At 69.2% G+C, this 17,272-nt stretch carries 19 protein-coding genes; 8 read left to right on the top strand and 11 right to left on the bottom strand.

All coding sequences use genetic code 11. From position 1 onward, the window contains the following. The 7 genes from ACMX37_RS05885 to ACMX37_RS05855 all read right to left on the bottom strand — a co-directional run bounded on the left by ACMX37_RS05885 (window position 1) and on the right by ACMX37_RS05855 (window position 6,314). A complete protein-coding gene (locus ACMX37_RS05885; protein WP_483147949.1) occupies window positions 1–306 on the bottom strand; it encodes a GIY-YIG nuclease family protein in 306 nt (101 codons plus the stop codon). Between the two features lie 43 nt (window positions 307–349). Further along, window positions 350–1,444, bottom strand: coding sequence for a glycosyltransferase (locus tag ACMX37_RS05880; protein WP_483148371.1), 1,095 nt, complete (start codon window positions 1,442–1,444; stop codon window positions 350–352). 134 nt (window positions 1,445–1,578) lie between these two features. Continuing rightward, window positions 1,579–2,637: a 3-isopropylmalate dehydrogenase gene (gene leuB, locus ACMX37_RS05875; RefSeq protein WP_483147948.1), complete on the bottom strand. Its 1,059-nt coding sequence runs from the start codon at window positions 2,635–2,637 to the stop codon at window positions 1,579–1,581. A gap of 2 nt (window positions 2,638–2,639) precedes the next feature. Beyond that, window positions 2,640–3,239: a DNA repair protein RecO gene (gene recO, locus ACMX37_RS05870; RefSeq protein ID WP_483147947.1), complete on the bottom strand. Its 600-nt coding sequence runs from the start codon at window positions 3,237–3,239 to the stop codon at window positions 2,640–2,642. 10 nt (window positions 3,240–3,249) lie between these two features. Further along, complete coding sequence (locus ACMX37_RS05865) at window positions 3,250–5,247, bottom strand: S9 family peptidase (protein WP_483147946.1); 1,998 nt, start codon at window positions 5,245–5,247, stop codon at window positions 3,250–3,252. A 90-nt stretch (window positions 5,248–5,337) separates the two neighbouring features. Continuing rightward, window positions 5,338–5,589, bottom strand: coding sequence for an accessory factor UbiK family protein (locus tag ACMX37_RS05860; protein ID WP_088914667.1), 252 nt, complete (start codon window positions 5,587–5,589; stop codon window positions 5,338–5,340). A gap of 176 nt (window positions 5,590–5,765) precedes the next feature. Continuing rightward, complete coding sequence (locus tag ACMX37_RS05855; RefSeq protein WP_483147945.1) at window positions 5,766–6,314, bottom strand: TspO/MBR family protein; 549 nt, start codon at window positions 6,312–6,314, stop codon at window positions 5,766–5,768. A 290-nt stretch (window positions 6,315–6,604) separates the two neighbouring features. Between ACMX37_RS05855 and ACMX37_RS05850 the strand changes: the two genes are divergently transcribed. Beyond that, entirely contained in the window at window positions 6,605–6,817 is a 213-nt protein-coding gene (locus ACMX37_RS05850; protein ID WP_483147944.1) for a hypothetical protein, read from the top strand. A 94-nt stretch (window positions 6,818–6,911) separates the two neighbouring features. Here ACMX37_RS05850 and ACMX37_RS05845 read toward each other — a convergent pair whose 3' ends face one another. Beyond that, the gene (locus ACMX37_RS05845) at window positions 6,912–7,676 is read right to left on the bottom strand and encodes a TlyA family RNA methyltransferase (RefSeq protein WP_483148370.1); all 765 of its coding nucleotides are present in this window, start codon (window positions 7,674–7,676) and stop codon (window positions 6,912–6,914) included. 35 nt (window positions 7,677–7,711) lie between these two features. Here ACMX37_RS05845 and ACMX37_RS05840 point away from each other — a divergent pair, with 35 nt between their 5' ends. From ACMX37_RS05840 to ACMX37_RS05820, 5 genes are all read left to right on the top strand, one after another. Next, window positions 7,712–8,251, top strand: coding sequence for a hypothetical protein (locus tag ACMX37_RS05840; RefSeq protein WP_483147943.1), 540 nt, complete (start codon window positions 7,712–7,714; stop codon window positions 8,249–8,251). A gap of 696 nt (window positions 8,252–8,947) precedes the next feature. Beyond that, window positions 8,948–10,024 carry a branched-chain amino acid aminotransferase gene (locus tag ACMX37_RS05835; RefSeq protein WP_483147942.1) on the top strand — a complete coding sequence of 359 codons (1,077 nt, stop codon included), beginning with the start codon at window positions 8,948–8,950 and terminating at the stop codon, window positions 10,022–10,024. 3 nt (window positions 10,025–10,027) lie between these two features. Continuing rightward, complete coding sequence (locus ACMX37_RS05830) at window positions 10,028–10,387, top strand: hypothetical protein (protein WP_483147941.1); 360 nt, start codon at window positions 10,028–10,030, stop codon at window positions 10,385–10,387. Further along, complete coding sequence (gene trhO, locus ACMX37_RS05825) at window positions 10,381–11,199, top strand: oxygen-dependent tRNA uridine(34) hydroxylase TrhO (protein WP_483147940.1); 819 nt, start codon at window positions 10,381–10,383, stop codon at window positions 11,197–11,199. The genes ACMX37_RS05830 and trhO overlap by 7 nt, the downstream gene beginning before the upstream one ends. 79 nt (window positions 11,200–11,278) lie before the next feature. After that, the gene (locus ACMX37_RS05820) at window positions 11,279–11,659 is read left to right on the top strand and encodes a hypothetical protein (RefSeq protein ID WP_483147939.1); all 381 of its coding nucleotides are present in this window, start codon (window positions 11,279–11,281) and stop codon (window positions 11,657–11,659) included. 1 nt (window position 11,660) lies between these two features. On the opposite strand, the gene ACMX37_RS05815 is transcribed toward ACMX37_RS05820, so the two are convergent. Further along, window positions 11,661–12,554 (bottom strand): LysR family transcriptional regulator, encoded by an 894-nt coding sequence (locus ACMX37_RS05815; protein ID WP_483147938.1) that lies wholly within the window; start codon window positions 12,552–12,554, stop codon window positions 11,661–11,663. Between the two features lie 214 nt (window positions 12,555–12,768). Here ACMX37_RS05815 and ACMX37_RS05810 point away from each other — a divergent pair, with 214 nt between their 5' ends. After that, window positions 12,769–13,470, top strand: coding sequence for a pirin family protein (locus ACMX37_RS05810; protein ID WP_483147937.1), 702 nt, complete (start codon window positions 12,769–12,771; stop codon window positions 13,468–13,470). An 86-nt stretch (window positions 13,471–13,556) separates the two neighbouring features. Continuing rightward, window positions 13,557–14,153, top strand: a complete 597-nt coding sequence (locus ACMX37_RS05805; RefSeq protein ID WP_483147936.1) for an FMN-dependent NADH-azoreductase — start codon at window positions 13,557–13,559, stop codon at window positions 14,151–14,153. 118 nt (window positions 14,154–14,271) lie between these two features. Here ACMX37_RS05805 and ACMX37_RS05800 read toward each other — a convergent pair whose 3' ends face one another. Beyond that, window positions 14,272–15,174, bottom strand: coding sequence for a DMT family transporter (locus ACMX37_RS05800; protein WP_483147935.1), 903 nt, complete (start codon window positions 15,172–15,174; stop codon window positions 14,272–14,274). Further along, on the bottom strand, window positions 15,174–17,252 hold the full coding sequence (locus ACMX37_RS05795; protein WP_483147934.1) for an NAD(+) synthase: 2,079 nt from the start codon (window positions 17,250–17,252) through the stop codon (window positions 15,174–15,176). The genes ACMX37_RS05800 and ACMX37_RS05795 overlap by 1 nt, the downstream gene beginning before the upstream one ends. Window positions 17,253–17,272 lie beyond the last annotated feature (20 nt).

Genomic DNA, 17,272 nt, shown 5'->3' with positions numbered 1-17,272 from the left:
CTAACCGTTTAATCCGAAGAACAGGTCGCGCCATTCCGGATTCTCCGCCTCGATCAGCGCGATCTTCTTCGCCCGCGAACCGCTCTTGATCTGCTTCTCGCGCGTGATGGCGTATTCCATGGTTGCGTGCAGTTCGAACCAGACCAGACGCTTGCAGCCGTATCGCCGGGTGAAGCCTTCCGCCACGCCTTCACGGTGCTGCCATGCGCGCTGCGGCAAGTCCGAGGTCACGCCGACATAGAGTGTGCCGCCTTTGTGGTTGGCCATCATGTAGACGGCGGGCTGGAAATTCGCGGTCCGGGCCATGGATTGCTTCGTCGCTGCGCTCCTCGCAAAGACGAAGTTTAGGTCAGAAACGTCCCCACACGAAGCGGCTCGACAGGGCGTAGTTCCACACCGAGCCGACCACGATCCCCGCCAGCGCCGACAGCGCCCAGAACACGCCCTGGCCTTCCATGAAGGTCGCGATCGCGACATTGGCGAAGGCCCCGACCGCGCAGGTCGCGATGAAGCCGAGCCAGCCCCGCAGCAGCGGGACGAAGCCCACCAGCCGCTTGTCGCGGTAGGTCAGCCAGTTGTTGAGCCAGAAGTTGAAGCTCATCGCCACCAGCACGGCAGCGGTCTGGGCGATGGAGAACCGCTCCCCCAGCGCGAAGAGCAGCACCGAGAGCACCGCGAAGTGCACCACCACGCCCAGCGCGCCGACGGTGCCGAACAGGGCGAAGCGGGTCGGGATCACCCGCCCGAGGGTCTTGTCGTAGAGCCCGGCGAGGAAATCGAACAGAATGGCGCGGTCCAGCTTGCTTTCTCCTTCCCGGCGGGCGGCGAAGTTCAGGGGGAATTCTTTCACTTTCATCGGCTCGTCGGCGGTCGCGAGCAGATCGAGCAGGATCTTGAAGCCGATCGCCGAAAGCCGCGGCGTGAGCGCGCGGGCGGTGGCGGCGGACAGCATGAAATAGCCGCTCATCGGGTCGCTTAGTTCGACCCCGGTGATCTTGCGCGCAATGGCGTTGGCGTAGGTCGAGAGCTTTTCGCGCTCGGGCGCGGCCCATTCGGCGGTGCTCGCCCCTTCGGCGAAGCGGCTGGCGACGCAGATCTCGGCCTCGCCGGCCTTGAGCGCGGCGAGCATCCCCGGCAGCAGCGCGGGATCGTGCTGGTGGTCGGCGTCCATCACCGCCACGAAGGGCGCGGCGGTGGCGCAGAAGCCCTCGATCGCGGCGCTGGCAAGGCCCCGGCGGCCGATGCGCTGGATCACCCGCACCCGCGGATCGGCGAGCGCGAGGGCGCGGGCCTCGTCGGCCGTGCCGTCCTTGCTATCGTCGTCGACGATGATCACTTCCCAGCGCGCCGCGTCACGAATCGCGCGGTCGATCCGCTCGACCAGCGGGGCAAGGTTGCCGCGCTCGTTGAGCGTGGGCAGGATGATCGCGAGATCGAGCGTCATGGGGGCGGGCACGGGCCAGGTTTCGGCGAGGTCGTCCTCGCAGGCGTCGGCGCGCAGGAAGAAGGGCTTTTCCATGCCCTCCATGTGCACCATAATCCTTTATAAACCATAACGCGCAAGGCCCCCGGGCCGCGTCAGAGCCGTTCGCGCACCGCGGCGCCGATCGCGGCGGTGCCGTGGCTGCCGCCGAGATCGCCGCCGAGGATGCCGTCGGCGAGCGTCTTCGCCACCGCCGCCTCGATCCGCGCCGCCTCGGCCTCGCGGCCGAAGGAATGGCGCAGCATCATCGCGGCGGAAAGGATCGTCGCCATCGGGTTGGCCTTGCCGGCGCCTGCGATATCGGGGGCGGAGCCGTGGATCGGCTCGTAGAGGCCGAAGGTGCCGAATTCCGTCTGCCGCTCGCCGAGCGAGGCGGATGGCAGCAGCCCGATCGAGCCGACCGCCGCGCTGGCGAGGTCGGAGAGGATGTCGCCGAACAGGTTGCCGGTCAGCACCACGCCGAAGCGGTCGGGGTGGCTCACCACCTGCATCGCGGCATTGTCGACATACATGTGGTCGAGCGCGACGCCGGGATAGTCGGCGGCGACCTCCACCACCACGTCGCGCCACAGCTGGCTGGTTTCGAGCACGTTGGCCTTGTCGACGCTGGTGAGCTTTTGGCCGCTCGCCTGCGCCGCGCGGAAGGCGACATGGGCGATGCGGCGCACCTCGTGCTCGGCATAGGACATGGCGTCCCAGCCCTCGCGCTCGCCCGCCTCGGTCTCGCGCCGGCCCTTGGCGCCGAAATAGACGTCGCCGGTCAGCTCGCGCACGATCAGCATGTCGAGCCCGCCCGCGATGTCGGCGCGCAGGGGCGAGAGGCGCTCCAGCCCCGCGAAGACCCGCGCCGGGCGCAGGTTGGCGAAGAGGCCCAGTTCCTTCCTGAGGCCGAGGATCGCCTGTTCGGGCCTGAGGTGGCGTTCCAGCGCGTCGCAAGACGGATCGCCGACCGCGCCGAACAGGATCGCGTCGGCCGCGCGGGCCATGTCCAGCGTCTCCTGCGGGAGCGGGTGGCCGTGGCGATGCCAAGCCGCCCCGCCGACATCGCCGGTGAACAGCGTCAGGCCCGGCAGGCCCAGCATCTCGAGCACGGCGACCGCCTCGGCGGTGACCTCGGGGCCGATCCCGTCACCGGGCAGAACTGCGATCTTCATTGTCACCCCATGCGCTCGAGCCGCTCGGTCAGCAGCTTGCGCGCGCCCATAACATCGCTTTTCGGCCCTGCAAGCAGGTAGTGCGCGAGGCGCTTGCCGAGGCTTGCCAGTTGCGCCATCTGCCCCGCCCAGTCGGGCGCGGGCGGCGGGGCCTGCCCGCCATAGCCCAGCTCGCTCAGCAGCAGCGTCTCGTAGGCGACAAGCCCGCTCACCCAGCCCCGCGCCGAGGGGGCGATGGCGATGGCCTCGAGCAGCGCGTCGAGCGCGGCGTGGAGCGCCGGGTAGGGCTGGCGCTCGGGCAGCGCGGCCGCGGTGAGCGCGCAGGCCCACTGGATCGCAGACGCGGGCAGCGGCTCGGTGATGAGCGCCGCGCGCGAGTGCTCCAGCTCCAGGCGCGCAAAGGGCAGCTGGCTCCCGGGCCGCATGGTGAACTCCGCCGCGACACGGTTGCCCGGCACCATCACCGCACGCATCTGCCGCCCGCGTCCGCCCGCGACATAGGCCGCGACCAGCCCCAGATCGGGGGTCAGCAGGCGCACCATCGCGCCCGTCTCGCCCTGCTGGCGCGAGGCGAGCACGATCGCCGCGGCGCGCTGGCTCATGCCCGCCCGCTCATTCCCCGGCGCCGAGCCCCAGCTGCTGCTCGACGAACTCGGCCTGCTTGCGGAAATAGAACAGCTGGTTGGCGAGCTTGCGCCAGCCGTGGCCCTCGTCGGGAATGCGGATGAAGGGCGCCTCGATGCCGTTCGCGCGCAGGGTCTTCACCATCACCTCGGTCTCGTAGATGTCGATGCGCGGGTCCATCACCCCGTGCGAATAAAGCACCGGCACGCGGATCTGCCCGGCCTTCCGGATCGGCGAATTGACCTTGTAGAACTCGCGCCACTTCGGCTCGGTGATGTCGCCATATTCGATCCGGTCGGCGGCCTTCAATGCGGGGCTGGCGATTTCGAGCGCGGTGATCCAGTCCGCCACGCCGAACAGCGAGACCCCGGCGGCGAATTCGCCCGGATATTCGGCGAGCACGGCGTTGACCATGTAGCCGCCATAGGAGCCGCCCATCACCGCAGCGCGATTGCCGTCGATCAGCCCGTCCTTCGCCAGCGCCGCCTTCAGATCGACGAGGTCGCGCACCGAATCGAGCCGCTTCTCGCGGTCGTCGAGCGTCGAATAGGTCCGCCCCAGCCCGGTCGAGCCGCGCACATTGGGCTGGAACACCGCAAGGCCCCGCCCGGCGTGATACTGGGCGACCGGCTCGAAATTCGCCGCGCTCTGGCCCGAGGGCCCGCCGTGGACGTCGAACAGCACCGGCGGCGCCCCGGCCCCGCGCTTTGCGCCGGCGGGAAGATAGAGCAGGCCCTGCAACTCCACCCCGTCGCGCGCCTTGTAGCGCACCACCTGCGGGCGGATCAGGCGGGCGGGATCGATCCCCGCGAGATTGGGCGCGAAGACCTCGCGCGCGGTGCCGCCTGCCGGATCGACGATCCAGATCGCCCCCGGCGTCGCCCAGCCATTGACCGTGACCAGCAGCCTTGCCGGGCTGCCCTCGCAATCGAGCCGATACTTGCCCTCGGGCAGCTGCGGCATGGCGAGCGCGCGGTTGGCGGTCCGGTCCCAGCCCTTGAGCGTGTCGAACCCGTCGCGGTTCTCGGTCCACAGCAGGTATCGGCCGTCCGCGCCGCACAGCTCGACATTCTCGACATCGGCCCCGGCAGGCGCGCCGGGGGCGACGACCTCCAGCCTGCCGCTCGCCACGTCGTAGCGGGTGAGCGCGCCGAATTCTCGGCCCTCGTTGCTGGAGAAATAGACCGAGGCCGAATCCGGCGTCCAGGCAAAGCCGCCCAAGGTGTGGCTGGCGCGCTGCTCCACGGGCGGCCTGGCGACGGGCTTCATCGCCTTGGTGGTGAGGTCGAGCAGGTAGAGGTTGTCGGCATCCTCGCCGACGATGTCGGTCACCAGCGCATATTTGCCGTCGGGCGAGATCGACTGGGCGACAAGGCCGAGTTCCGACTGGACGATCAGCTCGCTCGCCCCGGCCAGCGTTCCGCGATAGATGTCGAACACGCCGGTGCCGCGCGCGGTCGAGGCGTAGATGTAGCTGCCGTCGGCCGCGAAATCGCCGAAGGCGCGGAAATCGCCGCGCTGGGCGGGCAGGATCGCGGTCTCGCGCGCGCCGTCGGCGGTGATGGTGAAATAGCCGGGCTGCTCGTTGCCGTCGCGGTCGGCGGAATAGAACAGCGATGTGCCGTCAGGCGTCCAGACCGGCGCGCCGACGCCGGTGCGGAAGGTGAGCTGGCGCGGCTGGCCGCCCGCCACGGGCATGATCCACAGCTCGCTCTGGCCGGTCACGTCCCAGGCGAAGGCGATCTGCGAGCCATCGGGCGAAAGCCGCGCCGCCCCCGCGCCGCCGGCCAGCAGGAAGCGGGCGATGTCGGCCGGATATTCCCCCGCCCGCCCGATCGTGACCGCGCCGCCATCGGGCTCGATCGCCTCGATCGAAAGGTCCGCGCCCTTGGCCCCGCCGAAGCTTTCGGCCTTGTCCTGGGCGAAAGACGGCGCGGCGCACAGGGCGAGCGCCGCAGCGGATGCGAGGAAGGAGAAACGGATCATGCGTGAAGGCCCCCGGATGCACAGCGGTCGGAAAGCCCGGCAGATTAGTGAAACGCCCCGCGCACGCAATCCCGCGCGGGGGAGAGCAGGCTATTCGCCCTTGGCCTTCGCCTCGAGCGCCGCGAGCCGCGCCTCGAGCGCATCGGCCTGTTCGCGCGCCTTCTGGGCCATCGCCTTGACCGTCTCGAATTCCTCTCGGGAAACGAAGTCGATGCCGCCAAAGGCCTCGCGCATCCGCTCGCGCGCGCTTTCGCGGGCTTCGCGGGTCATGCCCGCCATCGTCCCGGCGGCGCTGTTGGCGAGTTTGACGAGGTCGGCGATGATCGGGTTCTGGCTCTGCATTCTTTCTTTTTGGGGGCGCTTGCAGCGAAGTGCAAGCACCCTCCTCGCTCTCACGACCTGAAGGTCGCGTCGCTGCGGGCGGCCGGTTGGCCTTGCGGACGTGCTACGCCGTCCGAGATTCCGCCACACTCAAGGTTGGAACAGTCCGATCTGAGCCTGCCCCGTCGGCACTTCCCTCAGAACTCGACCTCGGTCGCCGCGCCGCTGGCGTCCTGCGGGCCGCCGTCGGGGTTGGCGGCGATGAACTGGTAGTTGAGCGCCCCCGCAAAGCACAGCCAGCCGAGATAGGGCAGCAGCAGCAGCGCCGCGCTGCGCCGCACCCGGGCCACCAGCGCCAGCGCGATAAGGAGGCTCGCGATCCCGACGCCCAGCACCATCAGCCCGGCCAACATGTCCTGCATCCCGAAGAACACCGCGGTCCAGCTCTGGGTGATGACGAAGTGGATCGCGAAGGCGACCAGCGCCGCCCCGCGCCCGTGCGCGCCCCAGGCGCTCGCCACCAGCGCCAGCGCGAGGCCGATCAGCACGAAGAGCACGCTCCACACGATCCCGAAGGCGGCGGGCGGCGGATAGATGGCAGGCTTCACGAGGCCGGCGAACCACGGCGTGTCCGGCCCGCCGAGCTGCCCTGCGGCAAAGCCGATCAGCAGCACCAGCGGCACCATGAACAGCGCCCAGCGCAGGAAGCTGGCGCGCAGCTGGGCAGGTGAGGCTAGGACGTTCATCGGCTTACGGTCTCCGGCAGGCGGGAGCGCCGCGATACCAGAGCCTTGCGCCCGCGCCAACTTTTCCGCCTTCGCCTGACCCGCATTGGGCCACGCCCCGCATGTCTGCCGAGGGAGCCGGCAAAAATTGTGGTGAAATTTGGGCAGATCGTCACGAAACCTTTGCAGGTGCCGCAATCTGTCTGCTAGAGGCTGCCACATTCCTGCCGTGATTCGAAAGCGCGTTGGCGGCAGGGAGTTCAAAATAACGCGCTTTGCTCATTACCGGCCCTGACCGGCCGATAGGGGAAATGACCATGAAGAAGATCGCTCTCGTCGCCGTCGCCGGCCTCGCCCTCGCCACCGCCGCTTGCTCGAAGCCGGCTGAAGAAGCCGCCACCGAAGCCGACACCACCGCCGTCACCGAAGACGCGATGGCTGTCGAAACCCCGGCCGCGACCGAAACCCCGGCTGCTGACGCTGCCGAAACCCCGGCCGCTACCGAGACCCCGGCTGCCGAGTAATCCTCTGGGATTGCCGGTTCCGGCCTAGCCGGAAACCAGGTTCAAGAAAGGCCGGTGGCAACCTTCGGGTTGCCGCCGGTCTTTTCTTTTGGGCCTAGCCCCGCTGGGCGCTGATCAGGAATTCGACATTGCCCTGCGGCCCGGTGATCGGGCTGGTGGCGATCCCCTCGACCGTCCAGCCGAGCCCCTCGAGCCAGCCGCGCACCTCCGCGCACACCCTTTCATGAAGGGCCGGATCGCGCACCACCCCGCCCTTGCCGACCTCCTCTCGCCCGACCTCGAACTGCGGCTTGATGAGCGCGACGAGCCGGCATTCGGGCGCCGCCAGCTGCAAGGGCACCTCGAGCACCTTGGCGAGGCTGATGAAGCTCGCATCGCACACCACCCAGTTGCAGGGGCGGGTGATGTGTTCGCGGGTCAGGAGCCGGGCGGAGAGCTGCTCGAGCACGGTCACGCGCGGGTCCTCGCGCAGTTTCCAGGCGAGCTGGTTGGTGCCGCTGTCGACGCAGAAAACGTGCTCGGCCCCGTGGGTCAGCAGCACGTCCGTGAAGCCGCCGGTCGAGGAACCGATGTCCATCGCCACCGCGCCGGCCGGATCGAGGCCGAAATGCTCCAGCGCGTGGGCGAGCTTGATGCCCCCCCTGCTGACCCAGGGATGGTCGCGCCCGCGCACGGTCATCGCGATGTCGTCGGCCACCTGTTGCCCGGGCTTGTCGACCTTGTTGTCGCCGATGAACACCAGCCCCGCCATCACCAGCGCCTGCGCGCGCGCGCGGCTTTCGGCGAGACCGCGCTCGACCAGCAGCTGGTCGACGCGGCGCTTGGGGGCCTTGGAGGGACGAGAAGGGTGATCGGGCATGGACAAGCACCGGCTCTAGCGCGCACAATGCCGGGATGAAAGCCGCTCTCCCGCTTCTTGCCGGCGCCCTGCTGCTCGCCGGCTGCGTTCCCTCGACCCAGGCCCCGCCCGCGCCTGCGGCCGCCACGACGCCCCGCCCCGCTCCGGCGCGCCCCGCCCCCGCGCCCGCGGTCCCGCAGGCCCCGCCGAGCGCGAACTGGATGGACGCGCCCGCCACGCCGGGCGACTGGCGCTTTGCGGCGCAGGGCACCCGCAGCGAGGCGAGTTTCTGGAGCGCGGGCGGCGCGCCGATGCTGCGCCTGCGCTGCGAGGCCGACACCCGCCGCATCCTCCTCTCGCTCCCCGAAAGCGGCGCAAGGAACCCGGCGGTGACGCTGCGTACCGAGACGCTCACCCGCACGCTCGCGGCCCAGCCCGCCGGGCGCGAGACGCTGGCGGCGCTCGACCCGTCCGACCCGCTGCTCGATGCAATGGCGCTCTCCAAGGGGCACTTTGTCGTGGAGGCGGACGGGTTGCCGACGCTCTACCTGCCGAGCTGGGCCGAGGTCAGCCGGGTGATCGAGGATTGCCGCTGATTGTTGTTCGCGCGCGTGCGCTCGCGGTCGCTGCGCGCCCGGGGAGCGACGGCGCGCCCTCCCGATTCCATACATTAATATCCACAGGGATGTGCCCAGCCTGTCCACATGGGCGGGCGGCATGAAAAAGGCGCCCGAGGTTGTCCTCTGGCGCCGGTCTGCCCGCCCTGTGCGGCGAGGTGCGATTATGACGCGGGAAAAGATTTATACAAGTCTTGTGGAAGCCCCCCCGATGAATCACATTGCACAACGAGGCCAGCGGCGAACGCGGCTCTCGGCCCCCGGTGAAACGCGGGGTCTGGCTCACAAGCGCGAAAGGAGGTGATCCGATGTCTCATGGTTCAGTAGCGAGGTCGGTGAAGATCCCTACGGAGCATACTCGGTAATCCTCTGTCTGAGTAAGGCTACGTGAGCGGCGCTTCCGGCCGCTGACCATGTCAAGGGCGTTTCCTCCGACGGGCAGGAAACGCCCTTTTCATTTTTGTTTTCGTGCCCGCCTCCGCAGGCACGTCCTCGGCGAGCCTCCTCCGCTTCGCTTCGGATCGCCTGCGGCTCAGCCGCGTGGCCACGCGGGCCTGAGGCCCGATGATCCTCCCCTTCAGGGAAGGGGGACCATCCGCAGGATGGTGGAGGGGCAGGCGACATGGCCCCCAAAGTCATCTTGCTCTCGTAGGCCCGCAGGATTAGGCGCGTTCCATGCACGTCACCCGCCTTCCCCACCCCTCGCCCACCCCCGCCGAGACCCGCGATGCGCTGATCGCCGATCCGGGCTTCGGCACCGTCTTCACCGATCACATGGTGACGGTCGACTACGACGAGGCGCTGGGCGGCTGGCAGACCCCCGTCATCGGCCCGCGCGAGCCGATCGCGCTCGATCCGGCGGCGAGCGTGCTGCACTACGCGCAGGAGATCTTCGAGGGGCTCAAGGCCTATCGCCACCCCGACGGCGCGCTCGGCCTGTTCCGGCCCGAGGCCAACGCCGCGCGCTTCAACGCCTCGGCCGAGCGGCTCGCCATGCCCGCACTCCCCGAGGAGTTGTTCATCAGCGCGATCCGCGAATTGCTCGCCGCCGATGGCGACTGGTATCCGGCAGTCGAGGGCGGCGCGCTGTACCTCAGGCCCTTCATGATCGCGACCGAGGCCTTCCTCGGCGTGCGTCCGGCGAAGAAATACAAGTTCATCGTCATCGCAAGTCCGGCCGGCAACTACTTCAAATCGGGCGCAAAGGCGGTGAGCATCTGGATCTCCGACTATACCCGCGCCGCGCCCGGCGGCACCGGCGCGGCCAAGTGCGGGGGCAACTACGCCGCGAGCCTCGTCCCCACCGGCCAGGCCTTCGCCAAGGGGCATGACCAGGTGCTGTTCCTCGATGCGGTCGAGCGCAAGTGGGTCGAGGAACTGGGCGGCATGAACCTGTTCTTCGTCTTCGCCGACGGCACCGTCATCACTCCGCCGCTGACCGGCACGATCCTGCCCGGCATCACCCGCAACTCGCTGATCACGCTGCTGGAGGAGCAGGGGCTGAAGGTGTCCGAAGCCCCCTATTCCATCGACCAGTGGCGCGCCGACGCGGCGAGCGGGCATCTGGTCGAGGTGATGGCCTGCGGGACGGCGGCGGTGGTCACCGCGGTCGGCAAGGTGGCGGGGCCAGAGGGCGAATTCACCATCGGCGCGGGAGGCATCGGCCAGACCACGGCCGCCCTGCGCGAGACGCTGGTGGGCATCCAGACGGGCCGCATCGCCGACACCCACGGCTGGGTGATGCGGGTGTAACACATGGGCGATCCGTCCCGCCGGCACTGGTGGCGTGAGGCTCTACCCGTGCTGGCCGTTCTGGCCATCGCCTTGGCGGGCCTTGGCGCAGTGTCCGCATACCGGAGCAAGGAGCCGCCGGCGCAAGCCCCCGACATCGTCTTCGGCAAGCTTCACGCATTTCATCCCGGCGGCAGCCGCCATTTGCCGGACGGCCCCTATCTTCTGGTGGCCTTTCCGGACGGGAAACTGCGCTATCTGCGGATCGGTGACCGGGATGATCGCGGCTGCCGCGCCGGAAGCCGGGTAGCGGTCGAGCGGCGCGGGACGCGTCTCTCGCTGGCCCCCACGGTGTGCCCCGATGCACGGGACCGGACATGGTGAGCCTCGACAGCCGATCCGACGCTGGCCTGCAGGTTGCCGCGCTCTACCAGTTCACGCGCTTCGACGATCCAGCCGCCCTTCAGGGCCCGCTGCTGGCGGTGTGCGAGGCGCACGGCATCAGGGGCACGCTGCTGCTCGCGCGCGAGGGGATCAACGGGACGATTGCGGGCCCGCCGGAAGGGCTGGATGGGGTGCTCGCCCACATCCGCGGGCTGCCGGGCTGCGCCGATCTCGAGGTGAAGTTCTCCTCCGCACCCGAGATGCCCTTCGGCAAGCTCAAGGTCCGCGTGAAACGCGAGATCGTCACCATGGGCCAGCCCGACATCGACCCTCTGCTGAGCGTCGGCACCTATGTCGATCCCGCCGACTGGAACGACCTGATCGCCGACCCGGTGACCGTCGTGATCGACACCCGCAACGATTACGAGGTTGCCATCGGGACGTTCGCCGGTGCGGTCGATCCAGCCACGCCCTCCTTCCGTGATTTCCCGAAGTGGTTCCGCGACAACCGCGAGGAACTGCTGGCGGGCAAGAAGAAGGTCGCGATGTTCTGCACCGGGGGCATCCGCTGCGAGAAATCGACCTCCTTCCTGCGGTCGGAAGGGGTCGAGGAGGTCTACCACCTCAAGGGCGGCATTCTTAAATATCTCGAGCAAGTGCCTGAAAGCGAAAGCCTGTGGCAAGGCGAGTGCTTCGTCTTCGACGAGCGCGTGAGCCTCGGCCACGGCCTCGCGCAGGGCACCCACACGCGCTGCCAGCCCTGCGGGCGGCCCGTTCCCGCAGGCGAGAGCTGCCCCGTCTGCGCGGTCTGACTGCGGCGCGGCATCCTTTCCGTAACGTAAAGCCTGTCCCGACATCTGCGCTTAATCCATCGGCGCGACACTCGTGGGCATGAGCGCGATGACCCCGATCCACACCATCACCGCGGACACCTCCCGCGCCGAGGTGCACTTCGCGATCGGCGGCTACTGGAACGAGGAGAGCATGAGGCGCTTCCTCTTCGATCTGGGCGAGGCGGCCAAGCCCTTCATGAAGGCAGGCGTGCCGTTCGTGGCGCTGGGCGATTTCCGCGATTTCATGCCGCAGGACCGCGCCACCGCCGACGCGATCCGGGATTCCATCGATGCGGGCAGCCGCAACGGCCTCAGGCGCTTTGCCCTGGTCGATGCCTCGCCGCTGGTGCGCATGCAGTACCGCCGCATCGCGCAGTCCACCGAGGTCGAATATTTCGACAGCCGCGTCGAGGCGCTCGACTGGCTGCGGCGGGCCTGACCTAGCCTCCCAGCCCTTCCCTGAACGCATCGACCAGCCAGCTTGCCGCCGGGCCGAGGCGCGTGTCGCGGCGCCACAGCGCGCTGAGGCGATAATGCGCGCCGGGCTTCTCCGGCAGGTCAAGCTCGACCAGCGCGCCCGAAGCCAGATCGCCCGCCACCATGCCGCGCGGCATATTGCCCCAACCGAGGCCCTCTTTCAGCAGCGAATGCTTGGCGCCGAGATCCCCCAGCCGCCAGGTCAGCGGCGAGAGCACCGAAAACTCGCGCCCCTCGGTCAGGGGCGAGCGGTCGGTCAGCACCAGTTGCAGGTGGCGGCGGCTCTCCCCCGGCTGCACGCCTGCGCGCGCCAGCGGGTGCGTGGGCGCGGCGACCGGCACCAGATCGAGCTCGCCGACCGCCTGCCTCTCCAGCATCGGATGATCGCCGATCACCGGCCCGCCGAGCGCGAGATCGGCCCCGCCCTCGATCAGGCAGGCGGCAACCGCGCCCAGCCCCTCGATCCGCAGGGTCAGCGCGCAGGTCGGGAACATCTGCCGGAAGCTCCCGAGGACGTGCGCGGTGACCTCGCCCGGCACCATCACGTCGACCACCAGCGTCAGCGACGGCTCCTGCCCGGCATGGAGCGAGCGCGCCTTGGCGAGCAGGGCATCGGCCGCGTCGGCGATGGCGCGCGCCTCGGCCAGCAGGCCCTCCCCCGCCGGCGTCAGCACGGGGCGGCGCGAGCCCTCGCGCTCGAACAGGGTGAGCGCGAGCTGCGCCTCGAGCTGGGCGATGCCGTAGGATATCGCCGAGACCGCCCTCCCGCTCGCCTTGGCCGCGCCGCCGAAGCTGCCGTGTTCGGCGACGGCGATGAAGATGCGCAGCTGGTCGAGCGTGGGTTCGCCGAGTTTCATGGGCAGGCAACCCCCCGTTCGTGTCGAGCGTAGTCGAGACACCTGTGCCTGTGCCTCTCGACTGCGCTCGAGGCGAACAGGGAATGGCGAGGCAGGGCCGTCATCATGGCTCAATGTTCGGATAATCCGAACATCTTGGCAAGTTTTATCGCACTTATCCGCACGAACCATAGGCCCTATCTGGCGTTCACACTCTTGAGACAGGAGACACGCCATGATCGAACTCAGGCCCTTCAACACCCTCGGCGCCGCCAACCACGGCTGGCTCGATGCGCACCACCACTTCTCCTTCGCCTCCTACCACGATCCCGCGCGGGTCCACTGGGGTGCCCTGCGCGTCTGGAACGACGATGCCATTGCGCCCAAGAGCGGCTTCCCGACCCATCCGCACAGCGACATGGAGATCATCACCTATGTCCGAACCGGGGCGATCACGCACCGGGATTCGATGGGCAACGAAGGCCGCACCGAGGCGGGCGATGTCCAGGTGATGAGCGCCGGCAGCGGCGTCGCGCACTCCGAGTTCAACCTCGAGGACGAGACCACCACGCTGTTCCAGATCTGGATCATCCCCGATGCCCGGGGCGGCCAGCCGAGCTGGGGCGCGCGGCAGTTCCCCAAGGAGACCCGCCACGGCGCCTTCGTGCCGCTGGCGAGCGGCGCGGCGAACGACGATGACGCGCTCCCCATCCGTGCCGATGCCCGGGTGCTGGGCGCGACCATCAAGGCGGGCGAGAGCGTGACCTACACGCCCCGCTCGGCGGATCGCCACCTCTACCTCGTCCCCGCCACCGGCAAGGTGCGGATCGACGATGTCGAGGCGAACGCCCGCGACGGCGTGGCGATCACGCAGATGGACAGCGTGACCATCACCGCGCTCGAAGACAGCGAGGTCGTGCTGGTCGACGCGGCCTGAGCCCATACTTCCCCCCCGGAGCCGGCCGGTCCCCCCCCTCTCCCCCCGGCCGGCTCCACCCCCTCCCCCTTCAAGGACACACAGCGATGAGCAACATCCTCTACATCACCGCCAGCATCCGTTCGGAGGCCGACAGCATCTCGCGCGGCCTCGGCCAGCGCCTCGTCGACGGCCTCGCCGCCCGCAGCGGCGCCGCCGTCACCACCCGCGATCTGGCCGCCAACGACCTGCCCTATGTCAGCGCCGAGCGTTTCGGCGCCAACCTCACCCCCGCCGCCGATCGCACCCCGGAGCAGGCCGAACTCGCTGCCATCGCCGACAGGCTGATCGCCGAGCTCCAGGCCGCCGACACCATCGTGATCGCCTCGCCGATCTACAATTTCGGCCCGCCCGCGACGCTCAAGGCCTGGGCCGATCTCGTCGCCCGCGCGGAGACGACCTTTCGCTACACCGCCAATGGCCCCGAGGGCCTGCTCACGGGCAAGAAGGCGTACATCGCGATCGCCTCGGGCGGGACGCCGGTTGGCAGCGACATCGACTTCATGAGCCGCTGGCTGACCTTCTTCCTCGCATTCCTCGGCATCACCGATGTCGAGCTGGTCGCGGCCGACGGGATCATGGGCGAAGGCGGCGAAGCCAAGATCGCCGCGGCGCAGGAAGCGGCGCTGAAGCTCGCGGCATGATATGGGCGGGGGGCGGCCGGCAAGGGTAGCACCGCCCTCCGCTCACCCCGGCCCTGCCCGCGCCAGCGCCCCTGCCAGCCCCCCGCTCGCGGGAGGTTTCATGGGAACATTGGCCCGGTCAGATCTTCGGCCGCATCAGCTGCCACTTGAAGATCGTGCGGCTCGGACGGACGACGATGATCGCCACCCCGACGAGCGCCATGATCCCGCCGACGATCAGCGGCCAGTGGATCGTGTCCCCCGTCAGCCATGTCCCGAAGGCGATGGTGAGCAGCGGGGTGAGCAGGGTCAGGGGCACGACGAGGTTGGCGTCGTAGGTCTGGAACAGCCGAAAATAGGCCGAATGGGCGCCGACCGAGACCACCACCCCCGCAAACAGCACGCATCCCGCCGCCGCCAGCGGGGCGGCGCTGACCGCCTCCCACTGCCCGCTTTCCAGCGCCAGCGTGGCGGGCAGCATGACCAGCAGCGAGGCGAGCCCGGCCCAGGCCTGCAAGGTCACCGATTCCACCTCGAGCCGCTTGACGAAGACCGAAGCGAAGGCCCCCACCAGCACGCCCGCGAAGGCAAAGCCCAGCCCCACCGGGTCCCCCGCCTCCGAGGGCGCGCCGATGGCGAGGCCCACGCCGCCCAGCGCCAGCGCCATGCCGAGCCCGCGCCGCCAGCGCACCTCCTCGCCGAGGAAGATGATCGCGAAGAGCACGGTGAGCGGCGCGCCCGAGAGGTTGACGATCCCGACCGCCGAGGGGCTCGCGGTCTGGAGGCCGATGAACTGCAAGCCGAAACTCCCGCCGGTGATGGCAAAGCCGATCGCCAGCACCAGCGGCAGGCGGTCGGGTCTCTGGCGCAGCAGCAGCGGGAACAGCACCGCCAGCACGGTCGCCGAGCGCAGCACGGTGTAGAACAGCGGCGGCAGGCCGAGCGTCGAGACCGCGATCTTGCTGACCACGACGTTCATCGCCCAGGCAACATTGCAGAACAGCATGATGCCGAGCGCGGAGAGGGGCAGGCTCCTCGGCATCAGGCGGGAAGGTCGTTCGCCACCTCGTCAGGGAGGCCCTGGCGCAGTTCCTCGCGCCACACGGCTGCCACCGCATCGGAGGGCGCGCGCCAGTCACCGCGCGGGGACAGGGCGCCCGCCGAGGAGACCTTGGGCCCGTTGGGCAGCGCGGACCGCTTGAACTGCGAGAAACCGAAGAAGCGGGCGCAGAAGCGGTCGAGCCAGCGCACGATCGTCGCTAGGTCGTAGGCGTTCTTCGCGCCTTCCGGGAAGCCCGCCGGCCACAGCCCCGCACCCCGCTCGCGCCACGCGTGCCACGCAAGGAAGGCGACCTTGGTGGGGCGCTGACCGAAGCGGGTGATGTGGTGGAGGAAGAAATCGTTGAGCTCGTAAGGGCCGACGAGGCTCTCGGTCGATTGCATCGCCCCGTCCGCGCCCGGGGGCACGAGTTCCGGGCTGATCTCAGTCGCCAGCACATCGCCCAGCACCTGCCCGCACGCATCTGTGAACTGGCCCGTCGCGATCACCCAGCGGATCAGGTACTGGATCAGGGTCTTGGGCACGCCCGCATTGACCCCGTAGTGGCTCATGTGGTCGCCCACGCCATAGGTGCACCACCCCAGCGCCAGCTCGGAAAGGTCGCCGGTGCCGACCACGAAGCCCTTGTGCTGCCCGGCGAGGCGGAAGAGGTAATCGGTCCTCAGGCCCGCCTGGACGTTCTCGAAGGTCACGTCATGGACCGGCTCGCCATCGGCGAAGGGGTGGCCGATATCCTCCAGCATCTTCATTGCGGCCGGGCGGATGTCGATCTCGCCCGCGGTGATCTCCATCGCCGCCATCAGCCGGTGGGCGTTGGTCTTCGTCCCCTCCGAGGTGCCGAAGCCGGGCATGGTGTAGCCCCGGATCGTGCTCCGCGGCAGGCCCAGCCGGTCGCAGGCCTTGGCGGCGACGATCAGCGCATGGGTGGAATCGAGCCCGCCCGAGATGCCGATCACGAGGCTCTTGCTGCCGGTCGACTGCATCCGCCGCATCAGCGCGTCGACCTGGATGTTGAAGGCCTCGTAGCAGTCCTCGTCGAGCCGCTCGGGCCGGTCGGGCACGAAGGGGAAGCGCGCCACCGGGCGGATCAGGCCGATATCGCCCGCAGCATAGGCGTGCTCGAACACGACCTTGCGGTAGGTGTCCTCCGGCCGCCCCGCCCACTCCGCCGCATCGGCGAAGGTCTGGTTGCGCATCCGCTCGGCGGCGAGACGCTCGGTGTCGATGTCGACGATGGTGAGCTCGCCCGAACGGTCGAAGCGTTCGCCTTCCGCGAGCAGCGCGCCCATCTCGTAGACCACGCCCTGCCCGTCCCATGAAAGGTCGGTGGTGCTCTCGCCGTGCCCGCTCGCCGAATAGACATAGGCGGCGATCGCGCGGCTGGCGGAGGAGCGGCAGTGGAGGTGCCGGTCGTCCGCGCGCCCGATGGTGACGGGCGAGGCGGAGAGGTTGCACAGGATCAGCGCCCCGGCGAGCGCGGCCTGCATCCCGGGCGGCACGGGCGCCCAGAAATCCTCGCAGATCTCGATCCCGAAGCGGAAGCCCGGCAGGTTCGCGGCGGCAAAGACGAGGTCCGTGCCGAAGGGCACTTCCTCGCCAGCCACGGCGATCCACAGGTCGGTGCACCCCCGCCCGTGGGCGAAGTGGCGCTTTTCGTAGAATTCGCGGTAATTGGGCAGGAAGCTCTTGGGCACCACGCCGAGGATCTGGCCGCGGGCGACCACCACCGCGCAATTGTAGAGCTTGTCCCCGCGCTTCAGCGGCGCGCCCAGCACCAGCACCGGCGCCAGTTCGGCGGAGGCGGCGACCACCTCGGCCAGCGCCGCCTCGACCCGCTCGATCAGCGCATGCTGGAGCAGCAGGTCGTCGAGCGCGTAGGAGGACAGGGTCAGCTCCGGGAAGACCACCAGATCGACGTTCGCCGCGTGCGCCTTCTTCGCCTCGGCGAGCACGCCGGCGGTGTTGTAGGCGACATCGGCGGTGCGGCTGCACGGGGTCGCCGTCGCCACGCGCACGAAGCCGTGTTCGTGCATGTCGAAAAAGGGGTGGGCTTCGCTCATCGCCTTGGCGCCTCCTGGTC

It is taken from the genome of Porphyrobacter sp. THAI-01a (genome assembly GCF_056868655.1).
The sequence above is the reverse complement of the archived record's forward strand: the minus strand, read 5'-3'. Positions and strand labels throughout refer to the sequence as shown.

Bases quoted from the DNA above. Each gene is read 5' to 3' on its own strand.
- ACMX37_RS05885 (WP_483147949.1), bottom strand. From the start codon at position 306: ATGGCCCGGACCGCGAATTTCCAGCCCGCCGTCTACATGATGGCCAAC.
- ACMX37_RS05880 (WP_483148371.1), bottom strand. From the start codon at position 1,444: ATGACGCTCGATCTCGCGATCATCCTGCCCACGCTCAACGAGCGCGGC.
- leuB (WP_483147948.1), bottom strand. From the start codon at position 2,637: ATGAAGATCGCAGTTCTGCCCGGTGACGGGATCGGCCCCGAGGTCACC.
- recO (WP_483147947.1), bottom strand. From the start codon at position 3,239: ATGAGCCAGCGCGCCGCGGCGATCGTGCTCGCCTCGCGCCAGCAGGGC.
- ACMX37_RS05865 (WP_483147946.1), bottom strand. From the start codon at position 5,247: ATGATCCGTTTCTCCTTCCTCGCATCCGCTGCGGCGCTCGCCCTGTGC.
- ACMX37_RS05860 (WP_088914667.1), bottom strand. From the start codon at position 5,589: ATGCAGAGCCAGAACCCGATCATCGCCGACCTCGTCAAACTCGCCAAC.
- ACMX37_RS05855 (WP_483147945.1), bottom strand. From the start codon at position 6,314: ATGAACGTCCTAGCCTCACCTGCCCAGCTGCGCGCCAGCTTCCTGCGC.
- ACMX37_RS05850 (WP_483147944.1), top strand. From the start codon at position 6,605: ATGACCATGAAGAAGATCGCTCTCGTCGCCGTCGCCGGCCTCGCCCTC.
- ACMX37_RS05845 (WP_483148370.1), bottom strand. From the start codon at position 7,676: ATGCCCGATCACCCTTCTCGTCCCTCCAAGGCCCCCAAGCGCCGCGTC.
- ACMX37_RS05840 (WP_483147943.1), top strand. From the start codon at position 7,712: ATGAAAGCCGCTCTCCCGCTTCTTGCCGGCGCCCTGCTGCTCGCCGGC.
- ACMX37_RS05835 (WP_483147942.1), top strand. From the start codon at position 8,948: ATGCACGTCACCCGCCTTCCCCACCCCTCGCCCACCCCCGCCGAGACC.
- ACMX37_RS05830 (WP_483147941.1), top strand. From the start codon at position 10,028: ATGGGCGATCCGTCCCGCCGGCACTGGTGGCGTGAGGCTCTACCCGTG.
- trhO (WP_483147940.1), top strand. From the start codon at position 10,381: ATGGTGAGCCTCGACAGCCGATCCGACGCTGGCCTGCAGGTTGCCGCG.
- ACMX37_RS05820 (WP_483147939.1), top strand. From the start codon at position 11,279: ATGAGCGCGATGACCCCGATCCACACCATCACCGCGGACACCTCCCGC.
- ACMX37_RS05815 (WP_483147938.1), bottom strand. From the start codon at position 12,554: ATGAAACTCGGCGAACCCACGCTCGACCAGCTGCGCATCTTCATCGCC.
- ACMX37_RS05810 (WP_483147937.1), top strand. From the start codon at position 12,769: ATGATCGAACTCAGGCCCTTCAACACCCTCGGCGCCGCCAACCACGGC.
- ACMX37_RS05805 (WP_483147936.1), top strand. From the start codon at position 13,557: ATGAGCAACATCCTCTACATCACCGCCAGCATCCGTTCGGAGGCCGAC.
- ACMX37_RS05800 (WP_483147935.1), bottom strand. From the start codon at position 15,174: ATGCCGAGGAGCCTGCCCCTCTCCGCGCTCGGCATCATGCTGTTCTGC.
- ACMX37_RS05795 (WP_483147934.1), bottom strand. From the start codon at position 17,252: ATGAGCGAAGCCCACCCCTTTTTCGACATGCACGAACACGGCTTCGTG.